Annotated in this window: 13 protein-coding genes and 1 pseudogene; 7 read left to right on the forward strand and 7 right to left on the reverse strand. The window is 67.6% G+C overall.

Going from position 1 to position 12,173, the window contains the following annotated elements; genetic code table 11:
• Positions 1 to 40: 40 nt before the first annotated feature.
• A complete protein-coding gene (locus ACIGFL_RS11205; RefSeq protein ID WP_397497228.1) occupies positions 41 to 505 on the reverse strand; it encodes a DUF3859 domain-containing protein in 465 nt (154 codons plus the stop codon).
• A 66-nt stretch (positions 506 to 571) separates the two neighbouring features.
• Complete coding sequence (locus tag ACIGFL_RS11210; RefSeq protein WP_397497510.1) at positions 572 to 1,612, reverse strand: amidohydrolase family protein; 1,041 nt, start codon at positions 1,610 to 1,612, stop codon at positions 572 to 574.
• A 670-nt stretch (positions 1,613 to 2,282) separates the two neighbouring features.
• On the opposite strand from ACIGFL_RS11210, the pseudogene ACIGFL_RS11215 reads away from it, so the two are divergent.
• From ACIGFL_RS11215 to ACIGFL_RS11245, 7 genes and pseudogenes are all read left to right on the forward strand, one after another.
• Positions 2,283 to 2,624 (forward strand): annotated as a pseudogene (locus ACIGFL_RS11215) (methyl-accepting chemotaxis protein); the annotation flags it as partial.
• Between the two features lie 345 nt (positions 2,625 to 2,969).
• Positions 2,970 to 3,188, forward strand: coding sequence for a PDC sensor domain-containing protein (locus ACIGFL_RS11220; protein WP_397497511.1), 219 nt, complete (start codon positions 2,970 to 2,972; stop codon positions 3,186 to 3,188).
• A 53-nt stretch (positions 3,189 to 3,241) separates the two neighbouring features.
• Positions 3,242 to 3,643, forward strand: coding sequence for an OsmC family protein (locus ACIGFL_RS11225; RefSeq protein ID WP_397497229.1), 402 nt, complete (start codon positions 3,242 to 3,244; stop codon positions 3,641 to 3,643).
• On the forward strand, positions 3,640 to 4,500 hold the full coding sequence (locus ACIGFL_RS11230; RefSeq protein WP_397497230.1) for a pirin family protein: 861 nt from the start codon (positions 3,640 to 3,642) through the stop codon (positions 4,498 to 4,500). Before ACIGFL_RS11225 ends, ACIGFL_RS11230 begins: the two co-directional genes overlap by 4 nt.
• An 87-nt stretch (positions 4,501 to 4,587) precedes the next feature.
• Positions 4,588 to 5,136, forward strand: a complete 549-nt coding sequence (locus tag ACIGFL_RS11235; protein ID WP_397497231.1) for a sigma-70 family RNA polymerase sigma factor — start codon at positions 4,588 to 4,590, stop codon at positions 5,134 to 5,136.
• Complete coding sequence (locus ACIGFL_RS11240) at positions 5,133 to 5,846, forward strand: anti-sigma factor domain-containing protein (RefSeq protein WP_397497232.1); 714 nt, start codon at positions 5,133 to 5,135, stop codon at positions 5,844 to 5,846. The genes ACIGFL_RS11235 and ACIGFL_RS11240 overlap by 4 nt, the downstream gene beginning before the upstream one ends.
• A gap of 165 nt (positions 5,847 to 6,011) precedes the next feature.
• A complete protein-coding gene (locus tag ACIGFL_RS11245; RefSeq protein ID WP_397497233.1) occupies positions 6,012 to 6,791 on the forward strand; it encodes a DUF4394 domain-containing protein in 780 nt (259 codons plus the stop codon).
• A 61-nt stretch (positions 6,792 to 6,852) separates the two neighbouring features.
• On the opposite strand, the gene ACIGFL_RS11250 is transcribed toward ACIGFL_RS11245, so the two are convergent.
• The 5 genes from ACIGFL_RS11250 to ACIGFL_RS11270 all read right to left on the reverse strand — a co-directional run bounded on the left by ACIGFL_RS11250 (position 6,853) and on the right by ACIGFL_RS11270 (position 12,106).
• Positions 6,853 to 7,641, reverse strand: a complete 789-nt coding sequence (locus ACIGFL_RS11250; RefSeq protein WP_397497234.1) for a dienelactone hydrolase family protein — start codon at positions 7,639 to 7,641, stop codon at positions 6,853 to 6,855.
• A 254-nt stretch (positions 7,642 to 7,895) separates the two neighbouring features.
• Positions 7,896 to 9,800 carry a molecular chaperone HtpG gene (gene htpG, locus ACIGFL_RS11255; RefSeq protein WP_397497235.1) on the reverse strand — a complete coding sequence of 635 codons (1,905 nt, stop codon included), beginning with the start codon at positions 9,798 to 9,800 and terminating at the stop codon, positions 7,896 to 7,898.
• Between the two features lie 84 nt (positions 9,801 to 9,884).
• Positions 9,885 to 11,132: an MFS transporter gene (locus ACIGFL_RS11260; protein ID WP_397497236.1), complete on the reverse strand. Its 1,248-nt coding sequence runs from the start codon at positions 11,130 to 11,132 to the stop codon at positions 9,885 to 9,887.
• Positions 11,133 to 11,183: 51 nt separating this feature from the next.
• Positions 11,184 to 11,630, reverse strand: a complete 447-nt coding sequence (locus tag ACIGFL_RS11265) for a PaaI family thioesterase (RefSeq protein ID WP_397497237.1) — start codon at positions 11,628 to 11,630, stop codon at positions 11,184 to 11,186.
• Entirely contained in the window at positions 11,627 to 12,106 is a 480-nt protein-coding gene (locus tag ACIGFL_RS11270; RefSeq protein ID WP_397497238.1) for a PaaI family thioesterase, read from the reverse strand. Before ACIGFL_RS11270 ends, ACIGFL_RS11265 begins: the two co-directional genes overlap by 4 nt.
• Between the last annotated feature and the right edge of the window lie 67 nt (positions 12,107 to 12,173).

Raw genomic sequence — 12,173 nt, forward strand, 5'->3', positions numbered from 1 at the left:
CCCTGCGCCGCTCCTTTCACAGCATAGGCCGGGCGGCGGATCAACGTACCTGAAAGCGCTGTTCGGCCAGCTTGCGGTCGCCCTGGAACACCATAAAGTGCCATTCGCCGGGCACCACCTCGTGATGTTCGCTGAACTCGAAGGCCATCACGTCCTGCGGCGCACCGGCCACCAGCTGCTGCCGCACCTCGAACTTGTCGTGGCGCTGACCGTCCGGGGTGACCACGCCGGGGGTGAAATACAGCAGGGTCAGCGGCTCGTCGCCCTCGCGCTTGCCCACCAGGCGGTAGCGCAGGCCGAACTTGGTGCCGAGCTTGGCGGGCACCTGCTCGGTGCGCTGGATGTCCTGGTTGCTGCGGGTCAGCACCCGCTCGCCGGCCTCGAAGTCCTGATACTGGCTGGTGAAGATGCCGTATTCCACCGGCCCCTCCACCCGCACCTCGGCCTGAACGGCGGCGGCGCAAGCGAACAGACCGGCCACGGCGGCCACTTGAATTGGGTGCATGTCGCGCTCCTTGTTGAGATCGGCGCGAGCCTATGACGCCCAGATGACAGCCTGATGACGGCCGCGCTAGCGGTTCAGCTCGGCCTGCACCTTGCGCGGCAGCACGGCGAGGAAGTTGTCGCGCGCCACCTGCTGCGCCACGTCCGGCGGCAAGGCATCGAGGAAGGGGACGAACCCCCTCATGTACTCGCCCAGGCTGCCGAAGCGGCCGACCACGTCGGAGCCGAGCATGAAACGCTGCGGATAACTGCTGACCAGGTGCACCCAGTCCGCATCCGCCTTGCCGTTCTCGTCCAGCAAGTAGGGGCGCAGCATGGTCCAGGACAGGTCGATGTACAGATTGGGGTACTCGCCGAGCATGCGCTCGAGGGTAGGCAGGAGAAAATCCAGCTTGTCCTGATGCCGGTGAATTTCCATGCTGGTGCCGGCATGCGCCCAGATGAAGCGCACGTGCGGGTGGTTGCGCAGCGGGTCTTCGATCTCCTGCAGGTAGAGCGGGTTGCGCTCGCGCTTGGAGGTGATGTTGGAGTGCAGCATCACCGGCAGATCGTACTCGGCGGCCAGGTGGAAGACCCGCGTCAGCGCCTCGTTGTTGGCCCGCGGGGCGCTGCCGTGGATCAGCGCGGTGAGGTCGTCGTGGCGGGTGAAGATCTCGCCGATGCCCTGCCACAGCACGGGGTCCAGCTCGAGCATGCGGCGGATATGGGCGTCGGCGTTCTTGTCGTTGGGGTTGAAGCCGGACAGGAAGGGGTGGAAGCGCTGGCGCTGCTCGGCCGGCAGGCGCTTGTAGGCGGCGGCGACGAACACGTCGGTGGCGCTGTACCAGTAGGCATTGGCGTCGTCGCCGGCGTAGTAGCGCGGCCGCTTGGGCTCGTCCTCGTCCCATTTCTTCGCCACCGGGATGCCGGACAGCATCACATGGTCGATGCCGCTGGCGGCCATCTGCTCCAGCAGCTCGTCCATCCCGGCGCTTTCCTGGAAGAAATCCACGTAGTGCAGATGGGCGTCGCTGTAGCGGTAGTCGCGCGCCTGGGCATTGCAGGCGAGCAGGCCGGCGAGCGCCAGCGCGATAACACGGAAAATGGGCAAGACGCGTCCTCCTGACAGGTTCGAGCAGCATAGACCCCGGGCCGGCCCCGCGAGTTCGCCGCACCGCGCTGGTGCGGCAGCGGCCGGCAGCGCGTCAGCGTCGCCCCGGGAGCCTGGCGCTCGCCGCCAGGGCGCGGCGCCGCGCCAATGATGGCACTCGGCTTGCAAAGCCTCGTGCAGACCATCAAGGGGACTCACCATGCTGCAGTTGCTGCGCAAACCGAACCGCCAGGCTCAGGACGAGGCCGCCCTCGACGCCCTGTTCCAGCACCACGACCTGACCACCCGCCTGCCCGAGCATCGGCAGTGGATGGCGCGCCTCAACGGCTTCAGCGCCGGCCTGCAGCAGCGCATCCGCGCCAGCCTCGGCGCCGCCGTCGGCATCGCCGCCCATGCCCCGCAGCTGGCGCGCATCGCCGCCGCCAACGAGCAGAGCGGCCAGGCCCTGGCGCAGTCCTCGGAGCTGATCGCCAGCGCCAGCGAACAGGTCACCACCACCCTCGACGCCGAACTGGTGCCGGGCGCAGGCGAGGTGGCGCGGCTGTCGGCCGAGGTCTCGGCGACCCTGCGCCAGTGCCAGCAGAGTGGCCAGACGGTGCTGCGCCAGGTCGAGGCGATCGGCGCCAGCGAGGCGCAGCTGGGTCAGGTGATCGAGCAACTGGCCGGCCAGCTGGACGAAGTGAGCAAAGTCATCGGGGTGATCGCCAGCATCTCCCAGCAGACCAATCTGCTGGCGCTCAACGCCGCCATCGAGGCTGCCCGCGCCGGCGAGCACGGCCGCGGCTTCGCCGTGGTGGCCGAAGAGGTGCGACGCCTGGCCGGGCATACCACCGCGGCCACCGACCAGGTCAGCGGCATCATCGAGCGCTTTCGCGACGGCATGCGCCAGCTCGGCGACGCCGGCGGCCATATGCACCAGGCGGTGGCCGACGGCCGCGACGGCATGCGCGAAGTCGGCGCCGGCCTGGACAGCACGCGCCAGGCCATGGACCGCCTGGACGCCCAGGTCGGCCAGATCGCCGCCGGCACCGAGCAGATCGGCCAGGCGCTGCGCTCGATCAACGGCGACGTGCAAGCCATCGCCCAGGTCGCCGGCGAGCTGCTCGGCAAGGCCGGCCAGGTGCTGCACCACAGCCAGGCGGTGCGCGAGGACGGCGACCGCCTGCTGGCCGGGCTCGGCGATTTCCGCCTGGAGATCCACAGCGCGGTGCGCGCCGGCGTCGAGCGCCTGGCCGGCGAACCGGCGCTGGCTGGCGAGCCGCTCGCCGCCGAGCGCCTGCTGCGCGAAACCCTGGCCCGCGACAGCCGCTTCGAGCTGTTCTATCTGGTCGACAGCCGCGGCGTGCAGCTGTCGGAGAACGTCTTCGCCGCCGACGTGCCGCACCACGACAGCGCCAGCTGCCGCGGCCGCGACTGGAGCCAGCGGCCCTGGTTCCGCGCCGTCGCCGACGGCCTGCGCAGCCATATCACCCAGGTCTACCGCTCCTCGGCCACCGACGCCTTCTGCTTCACCGTCTCGGTGCCCATCCTCGACACCCAGGGCCGTCTGCTGCGCGTGCTGGGCGCCGATGTACGGCTGTCGGCGCTGGTCTGACCGCCCCGGCCTGCGCTAGGCTGGCAGCACCATCACTCGCCGGGACACCCGCCATGATTCGCGTAAGCACCGCCAAAGGCCTGTTGCATCACATCGACATCGGCCCGCATCGACTCGACAGCGACGTACCAGCGGAGCTGGGCGGCGACGGTGCCGGGCCGGAGCCGCACGACCTGTTCGACGCCGCCCTCGGCGCTTGCAAGGCCCTGACCCTGATGCTCTACGCCCGACAGCGCGGCTTGCCGCTGGAGGGGCTGGACGTGAAGGTGGAGCGCGACGACAGCGAGGAGCGCCAGGGACGTTACCGCCTGGCGGTGGAACTGGAATTGCGCGGTGCGCTGGATGACAGCCAGCGCCAGCAACTGCTGCGCATCGCCGACAAGTGCCCGGTGCACAAACTGATGACCGGCGCCGAAATCCAGGTCGACACCCGCCTGAGCGGAGCACAGCCATGAGCGACCTGCTGCTGATCCGCCCGCGCGCCGAGGATATCGCCGGCCAGCCGATCCTGCGCCCGCTCCCCTCGGCGCAGTGCCGCAGCGTCGGCCCCTTCGTGTTCTTCGACCATATACTGGCGCAGCCCTACCCGGCCGGCAGCGGCATGGACATCGCCCAGCACCCGCATATCGGCCTGTCCACCCTCACCTACCTGTTCGAGGGCCAGTTGCAGCACAAGGACAGCCTCGGTTCGGATCAGCTGGTCGGCCCCGGCGACGTCAGCTGGATGACCGCCGGCCGCGGCGTCGCCCACGTCGAGCGCACCCCGCCGCAGCTGCTCGGGCAGGCCAAGCGCCTGCACGGCCTGCAGGTGTGGCTGGCGCTGCCGACAGCCGAGGAGAACGGCGAGCCGGCCTACAGCCACCACACGGCCAGCACGCTGCCGCGCAGCGACAGCCTGGGCGTGCAGATCACCCTGATCGCCGGCAACGGCTTCTGCCTCGAGTCGCCGGTGCCGGTGCGTTCGCCGACCCTCTACGCCGAACTCAAGCTGGCCGCCGGCGCCAGCCTGGCGATAACGGCCGAGCACCGCGAGCGGGCGCTGTACCTGATCGACGGCGAAGCCGACCTGGACGGCACGGCCCTGCCCCTTCATAGCCTGGCCGTGCTGGAGGAAGGCGCCAGCCCGACCCTCAGCGCCTGCAGCGAATGCCACCTGGCGCTGATCGGCGGCGAACCGCTGGGGCCGCGGCGAATGAACTGGAACTTCGTCGCCAGCACCCCCGAGCTGATCGACCAGGCGCGCCAGCGCTGGGCCGCGGGCGACTGGCCGCAGGTGCCTGGCGAGACCACACGCATCGAACTGCCGCGCTGAGCAGCTTTTTGTTGCACTCACGTGATCCGCTGACGCCGCCGGCGGGTATAAGCTGCGGGCGGATTGAACCAGGCCAACGGATGACCCATGGCGGATCGCGACTTCGACTACGACAGCACCCTGGAAGCCTGCGCGCGCGGCGACGAGCGCGCCTTCCAGGCGCTCTACCGACAGGAGGCCGGGCAGTTGCTCGGCCTGGCCATCAGCATGCTGGGCCGCCGCGATATAGCCGAGGATTGCCTGCACGATGCCTTCGTGCGCATCTGGCAACACGCCGCGCGTTATCGACGCGAACTGGGCAGCGGTCGCGCCTGGGTGCACAGCATCCTGCGCTACCGCGTGCTCAACGCCCTGCGCAGTGGCGGGCGACAGGTCGAGGTCGACGATGACTTCATCGAGTGCATGCTGGACGACAGCCCGCAGGCCGAGGCGCAGGCGCTGCAGCAATCCGAGCGGCGCCTGCTGCGTAGTTGCCTGCAACGCCTGGAAAGGCCACGCCGCCATCCGATTCTGCTGGCCTTCTACCGTGGCCTGACCCACGAGCAGATCGCCAGCCGCCTGAGCACCCCGCTGGGCACCATCAAGGGCCGTATCCGCGCCGGCCTGCGCGCGCTGCAGGAGTGTCTGCAAGCATGATTCCGCACGACCCCGAAGAACGTCGCGCCCTGATCGGCGAGTACCTGCTCGGCCTGCTCGACGGCGCCGAGGCCGACGAGGTGCGCCAGTTGCTCGAAGAGGATGAGAATGCCGCCCGTATGGCCCTGGAGTGGGAGCGGCACTTTCTCGAGCTGAGCGACCGGCTGCCCAGCCAGGCCCCCTCCCCGGCACTCTGGGTGCGTATCCGCCGCAGCCTGGGCCTGCATGATGAGCCACGCCCGAGCGCCCTGGCCAACTGGTGGAACAGCCTGCTGACCTGGCGCCTGACCGCCGCCACACTGGCCGTTGCCCTGCTGGTCGCCGTGCTGCTGCCGATCCTGCGCAGTCCGGACATCGCCGGCGAACGCTACACCGTGGTGCTGCAGCAACCGGGCGAAGCGGCCAAGCCGGGCTGGGTCATCCAGGTCGGCAGCGATGGCACGCTGCTGCTCGATCCGCTGGTCGCCGACCAGGTGCCGGAAGGCCGCGCCCTGCAGTTCTGGACGCTGATCGATCCGGCCGAAGGCCCGCGCTCGCTGGGCCTGGTCGAGGCCGGCAAGCCGCTGCGCCTGCCCGCCGAACAGATCGGCGCGGTGCAGGCGGGCCAGCTGTTCGAGCTGACGCTGGAACCGGCCGGTGGCTCGCCCTACGACCGCCCCAGTGGCCCGGTGCTCTATATCGGTCGAGCCGTGCTGGCCAGCGCCAACTGATAGGCCTTGCCGGCCGCTCGGCCGGCAAGTCGCTTGAAAAAATATTCCGCCGCCGACATCCAGCTCCATTCCTCGCGGGTATAGCTCACAGGTGTTTCGTCGAGGCACCTGCGAAACCGGCCAGCCGGTTTCGTCTCGATGCTGAAACCTTCACGAGGAACCCACATGAAACGCATCACTACCCTCTGCACCGCCGGCCTGCTGAGCCTGGGCGCAGGTGCCGCCAGCGCCACCGAACTGCTCGCGCTGAGCGCCGATGGCACGCTGTACAAGGTCGATGTCGCCAGCCTCAAGGTCAGCGCCAGCATGGCGGTCAGCGGCGCCAGCGACCTGCGCGGCCTGGATGTGCGCCCGGCCAGCGGCCAGCTCTATGCCTTGAGCGGCGCCGATCGGCTCTACACCCTCGACGCCGCCAGCGGTAAGGCGACTGCAGGCAGCAAACTGCAAACCGCACTGGCTGGCAGCGGCCAGGCCGTGGTCGACTTCAACCCGGTGGCCGACCGCCTGCGCCTGCTCGGCCCGGACGGCACCAGCCTGCGGGTGAATGTCGATACCGGTGAAGTGGTCGTGGACGGCAAGCTCGCCTATGCCACCGACGGCCCCTACGCCGGCCAGCAGCCCAAGGTGGTCGCCGGTGCCTACACCAACGCCTATGCCGGCACGCAGAGCACCGCGCTGTACAACATCGACCTGGCCAGCGCCGGCCTGATGCTGCAGAACCCGCCGAACGACGGCGTGCAGCAACTGGTCGGCAAGGTCGCCGATGGCCTCGAGGCGGCCGCCATGGACATCGCCAGCGATGGCAAAGGTGGCAACACCGCCTACGTGCTGACCGGCAAGACCCTGCAGCAGCTCGATCTGGCCAGCGGCAAGCCGAGCACTCTGGGCGACATCGCCGACCTGCCGGACGGCATCATCGATATCGCCGTACTGCCCGCGAAGTAAGATGAAAAAAGGCTGCGCCCACTGGGCGCAGCCTTTCGTTCAACGCGTGGTAAACCCGCGGTCACTGCTCGGCGAACACCTCGTCGAACAGATCGTTCATCGCCTTGAATGCCCGCGCGGCCACCACCGGGTGATATTCGTTGCGTCCCGGCACGTTGGCCTTGGGATTGGTGAACGAGTGCACCGCGCCCCCGTAGCTGACCAGTTGCCAGTCGGTCTTGGCCGCCTTCATTTCGGCGATGAAGCCGTCGACCTGAGCCTGCGGCACGGCCGGATCATCGGCACCGTGCAGCACCAGCACCGGCGCCTGGATGTTCTTCGCATCACTCGGGTTGGGCGTGTCCAGGTTGCCGTGGAAGGACACGAAACCCTTGAGCGGCGCGCCCGAACGCGCGAGCTCCAGCACCGTGCCGCCACCGAAGCAGAAGCCGATGGCGCCGAGCTTGTCGAGATCCAGCGCCACCTCACCGCTCTGCGCCTTGAGCACCTCGACCGCCGCCTGGGCGCGCTTGCGCATCAGCGGGCGATCGGCGCGCACGGCAGTGGCCGCGGCACCCGCTTCTTCGGCGTTGCTCGGACGAATCGACTTGCCGTACATGTCGGCGACGAACACCACGTACTTGTCGCCCGCCGCACGGGCGGCCTTGGCCACGGTGTCCTCGTTCACCCCCATCCAGTTGGGCACGGCGAGCAGCCCCGGACGCGGCGTGGTCACCGAGTCGTCGTATACCAGCACGCCTTCGAAGGCTTCGCCTTCGATCTCGTAGGCAATCGTCTTGGTCACGACAGCCGCGTCGGCAAGACCGGCGAATGCGGCGCACAACAGGGGAACCAGTGTCTTCTTCTGCATGGCGAGGCCTTCCTTCGCAAGGGTTGGCCCCTAAACATAGTCCTGCAACCGGCGATGACCAAGCCGCTGGCGCACGGGTTTGACACAGGACATGTCAGAGTACCCCAGCCCGGTCCAGTGTGCCTTCCGCAGTAGCCAGGGCAAGCGCCTGGCGAGCGCTTGCGACATCTGCGGCACTGGCTTGTTTGTCCTGCAAGAGTGCGCAGAGCCATAAAAAAAGCCCGCCGAAGCGGGCTTTTCTACTGCTTGGCCAGTCAGGCGGACAGTTCCACCAGCAGCTTGTTCAGGCGCTGCACGTAGGCGGCCGGGTCCTTGAGGCTGTCGCCGGCGGCCAGCGCGGCCTGGTCGAAGAGGATGTGCGACAGGTCGACGAAACGGTCCTCGTCGGCCTCGGCATCCAGGCGCTCGATCAGCGGATGGCCGGGGTTGAACTCGAAGATCGGCTTGGATTCCGGCACCTTCTGCCCGCTGGCCTCGAGGATCTGGCGCATCTGCAGACCCAGGTCCTGCTCGCCGATGGCGAGGATCGCCGGCGAGTCGGTCAGGCGATGCGACACGCGCACTTCCTTGACCTGCTCGCCCAGCGCGCCTTTCAGACGCTCGATCAGCCCTTCCTTGGCCTTGGCCACTTCTTCCTGGGCCTTCTTGTCCTCTTCCGAGTCCAGCTTGCCGAGGTCCAGGTCGCCACGGGCCACGTCGACGAACTGCTTGCCGTCGAACTCGGTCAGGTAGCTCATCAGCCACTCGTCGATGCGGTCGGTGAGCAGCAGCACCTCGATGCCCTTCTTGCGGAACACCTCCAGGTGCGGGCTGTTCTTGATCTGCGCGTAGGATTCGCCGGTCAGGTAGTAGATCTTGTCCTGACCTTCCTTGACCCGGCCCAGGTAGTCGGCCAGCGCTACCGACTGCTCGTCGCCCTCGCCTGCGGTGGAGGCGAAGCGCAACAGACCGGCGATCTTCTCCTTGTTGGCGAAGTCTTCCGCCGGGCCTTCCTTGAGCACCTGGCCGAAGGCCTTCCAGAAGGTCTTGTAGTCCTCCGGCTTGTCCTTGGCCAGCTTCTCCAGCATGTCCAGCACGCGCTTGGTCAGCGCCGACTTCATCGAGTCGATCACCGGATCCTTCTGCAGAATCTCGCGCGACACGTTCAGCGACAGGTCGTTGGAGTCCACCACGCCCTTGATGAAACGCAGGTACAGCGGCAGGAACTCGTCGGCCTGGTCCATGATGAACACGCGCTGCACGTAGAGCTTGAGGCCCTTGGGCGCTTCGCGGTGGTACAGGTCGAACGGCGCGCGGCCCGGTACGTAGAGCAGCGAGCTGTATTCCAGCTTGCCCTCGACCTTGTTGTGGCTCCAACTCAGCGGGTTCTCGAAGTCGTGGGCGACGTGCTTGTAGAACTCCTGGTATTCCTCGTCCTTGACCTCGCTGCGCGGGCGGGTCCACAGCGCGCTGGCGCGGTTGACGGTTTCCCACTCCGGCTCGGCCGGCTTGTCCTTGTCTTCGCCGTAATGCTCTTTCGGCAGCTCGATGGGCAGGGCGATATGGTCGGAGTACTTCTTGACGATATTGCGCAGGCGCCAGCCGTCGGCGAACTCTTCCTCGCCGCTTTTGAGGTGCAGGACGATGCGGGTACCGCGCTCGGCCTTGTCGATGGTGGCGACCTCGAACTCGCCCTCGCCCTTGCTCGACCAATGCACGCCCTCGCTAGCCGGGGCGCCGGCACGGCGGCTGAACACGTCCACCTTGTCGGCGACGATAAAGGCCGAATAGAAGCCCACGCCGAACTGGCCGATCAGGTGCGAGTCCTTCTTCTGGTCGCCGGAGAGGTTCTTGAGGAAATCGGCGGTGCCGGACTTGGCGATGGTGCCGAGGTGGGCGATGACTTCATCGCGGCTCATACCGATGCCGTTGTCCTCGAGGGTGACGGTCTTGGCGTCCTTGTCGAAGCTCAGGCGAATTTTCAGCTCGGCGCCGCCTTCGAGCAGCGCAGGCGTGGCCAGCGCCTCGAAACGCAGCTTGTCGGCGGCATCCGAGGCGTTGGAAATCAGCTCGCGCAGGAAGATTTCCTTGTTCGAGTACAGCGAATGGATCATCAGGTGCAGCAGCTGCTTCACCTCGGTCTGGAAGCCCAGGGTTTCTTTTTGAGTTTCCACACTCATGGTCGTCTAACTCCACATGCAGGACTAAGCCACTAACGCGGCGGATGTCCTGCAGATGGGGGCAGTGCGATCAATTTCAAGGGCTTAGGGTTCGAGCAACTGCAGGCGGGCGATCTCCTGCGGTTTGAAAGTGAAGCTGGCCTGGCCGGCGCCGCTGCCCATCTGCTGATTGAGGCGGATGCTGCCGTCGGCGTCGATGCCGACGAAGCGCCCTTCCACCGTGCCGCCGCTGGCCTTGCTCAGGCGCATGCTGAGGTTGCGGTACTGCTCGGGGTTGCGCTGCAGGCGCGCCAGGCTGAAGCGCTGGCGCCGGTCGAGCGGCCGGCTGACGCGCTCCTCCGCGGCCGGGGTCTCGGCCTGCACGGCCGGTTGCGCCGCGGCCAGCGTCGGCAGCGGCGGAAAGCGATCGCCAAGCACCATCCAGCCGCGCCGGTCGCGCTTGCTCAGGCGGATCGGCAGACGCTCGGCGCGCCCGTCGATCAGCACCTCGACCGGCAACTCCAGCTCGTCGCCGACGAAGGCGAACGGCGGCAGTTTCAGCTCGCGCACGTCGCGGCTGGCGAAACGCCGCTGCAGGTAATCGTGCAGCACATGGGCGATGGTGTCGCGCGAGTCGAAACGGCGGTCGACTTCGCCGTCCTCATAACGCAAGCGATCGCTGTACAGCTCGACGCGGCCGCTCAGGCTGGTCTTGAAACGCGGCGGCAGCACCAGGTGGAAGTCGCCGACCAGACGGTTCGGCGCCTGCGGCTGCAGGTCCAAGTGCAGGGTATAGCCGCGGGTGAGGCGCCGCGCCTCGGGCAGATCCTGCTCCGGCAGCAGCCAGCTCAGCTCCACCTCCGGCAGGCTGCCGACGTCCTGCGGCAGCACGTCGAGGCGCAGCGCGCCGCTGACCGGCTGGGGCAGGCGGATGTTCAACTCGCGCTGGGCGAAGAAATCCAGGCCCTCGCGCAGACTCAGCACGCCGTCGATCAGCTCGCCTTGCTGCGGGCGGAAAGGCTGGCCGTTGAGCTCGCCGCTGAGCTCGATGGCCAGCTCGGCCGGCGCCTGCACCTCGGGCTTGAGCCAGTCCAGGCGCACGATCGCGGCCAGGCGCTCGGCGTCCTTGGCCGCCAGCAGGGTCAGGCCGACCACCAGGGGAATCACGCCCAGCCCGATCAGTGCCACGGCGCTGCGTGCCCGCGACCAGTGGCGCAGCAGGTAGATCAGGGTCAGCGGCGGGAGCAGGCTGCCCCAGCCCCACAGCAGGCTGGTGGCGAACGCCCGCATCACCAGCCAGACCAGACCGGCCAGCATCAACAGCAGGCCACCGATTATCAGCAACGCATCCATCCACAGGTTCCTTGTCGTTATTGCTGTGCGCTGCCGAACCGCCCCGCCGGGTTAAGGCTCGTCGACCTTGAAATGGGCACGAGCGGTGGCGATCGGCTCGGTCCGGGTGGTCTGCCAGGCGGTGATCGCCACGTTGGCGACCCGCCGGCCCTGACGCCAGACCTGGCACTGCGCATAGGTGTCACGATAATGACCGGCGCGCAGGTAATCTATCGAGAAGTCGATGATTTTCGGCAAATGTGGAATGCCCATGAACATCAGCAGATGGAGCATGGCTGCATGTTCCATGAACCCGGCGATTACCCCGCCGTGCAGCGCCGGCAGCACCGGGTTGCCGATGCAGTCGCGGTTGGCCGGCAGGCGCAGGACCATGTCCTCGCCCAGGCGCAGGCACTCGATGCCGAGCAGCTTGGCGTAGGGGATCAGATTGATCAGCGGGTCGTAGTCGTTCTGCTGGTGGGCGCGGGCCACCAGTTGCTCCAGATTCATTTCGCTCATGCCGCACCGCCCTGCTGGATATCCTGCTTCAGCTCGCCGCCACCCTGCACGGCCTTGCCCATGCGCATAAAGGCGCCGACCACGTGGGCGATGGGCTGCTCGGGATCGTCCTGGTAGGCGTAGCCGCGGGTAAAGATGACGTTGGGGGTGACCCGGTAGCACTCGGCGAAACCGTACACGTCCTTGCCGGGTTCGGCCGGGTGCATGTAGTCGATGCGCAGATCCAGGGTCGGGCAGATCTCGAACTCAGGCAGCACGCAGACGGTGGAGATGCCGCAGGTGGTGTCCATCAGCGTGGTGATGGCGCCGCCGTGAATCACGCCGCTGTCCGGGTTACCGACAATCTGCGCGCCGTACGGCAGGCGCAGGGTCAGTCCCCGGCTGTCGGCCGACTCCACGCTCATGCCCAGCACCTGACAATGACGCAAGGCGGCGAGAAACCGCTGCGCCCGCGCCTGAATCGACTGCTCGCTCATCACTACGACCCTACTGCTTCACGGAAAAAGGCCGCGCATGATAACGCCTCGCGGCCCCGCCGGGCCA

The organism is Pseudomonas sp. NPDC077649, assembly GCF_044542855.1.
Classification (GTDB): domain Bacteria; phylum Pseudomonadota; class Gammaproteobacteria; order Pseudomonadales; family Pseudomonadaceae; genus Aquipseudomonas.

Bases quoted from the DNA above. Each gene is read 5' to 3' on its own strand.
- ACIGFL_RS11250 (WP_397497234.1), bottom strand. From the start codon at position 7,641: ATGCAGAAGAAGACACTGGTTCCCCTGTTGTGCGCCGCATTCGCCGGT.
- ACIGFL_RS11260 (WP_397497236.1), bottom strand. From the start codon at position 11,132: ATGGATGCGTTGCTGATAATCGGTGGCCTGCTGTTGATGCTGGCCGGT.
- ACIGFL_RS11230 (WP_397497230.1), top strand. From the start codon at position 3,640: ATGAGCGACCTGCTGCTGATCCGCCCGCGCGCCGAGGATATCGCCGGC.
- ACIGFL_RS11265 (WP_397497237.1), bottom strand. From the start codon at position 11,630: ATGAGCGAAATGAATCTGGAGCAACTGGTGGCCCGCGCCCACCAGCAG.
- ACIGFL_RS11240 (WP_397497232.1), top strand. From the start codon at position 5,133: ATGATTCCGCACGACCCCGAAGAACGTCGCGCCCTGATCGGCGAGTAC.
- ACIGFL_RS11245 (WP_397497233.1), top strand. From the start codon at position 6,012: ATGAAACGCATCACTACCCTCTGCACCGCCGGCCTGCTGAGCCTGGGC.
- ACIGFL_RS11235 (WP_397497231.1), top strand. From the start codon at position 4,588: ATGGCGGATCGCGACTTCGACTACGACAGCACCCTGGAAGCCTGCGCG.
- ACIGFL_RS11205 (WP_397497228.1), bottom strand. From the start codon at position 505: ATGCACCCAATTCAAGTGGCCGCCGTGGCCGGTCTGTTCGCTTGCGCC.
- htpG (WP_397497235.1), bottom strand. From the start codon at position 9,800: ATGAGTGTGGAAACTCAAAAAGAAACCCTGGGCTTCCAGACCGAGGTG.
- ACIGFL_RS11225 (WP_397497229.1), top strand. From the start codon at position 3,242: ATGATTCGCGTAAGCACCGCCAAAGGCCTGTTGCATCACATCGACATC.
- ACIGFL_RS11270 (WP_397497238.1), bottom strand. From the start codon at position 12,106: ATGAGCGAGCAGTCGATTCAGGCGCGGGCGCAGCGGTTTCTCGCCGCC.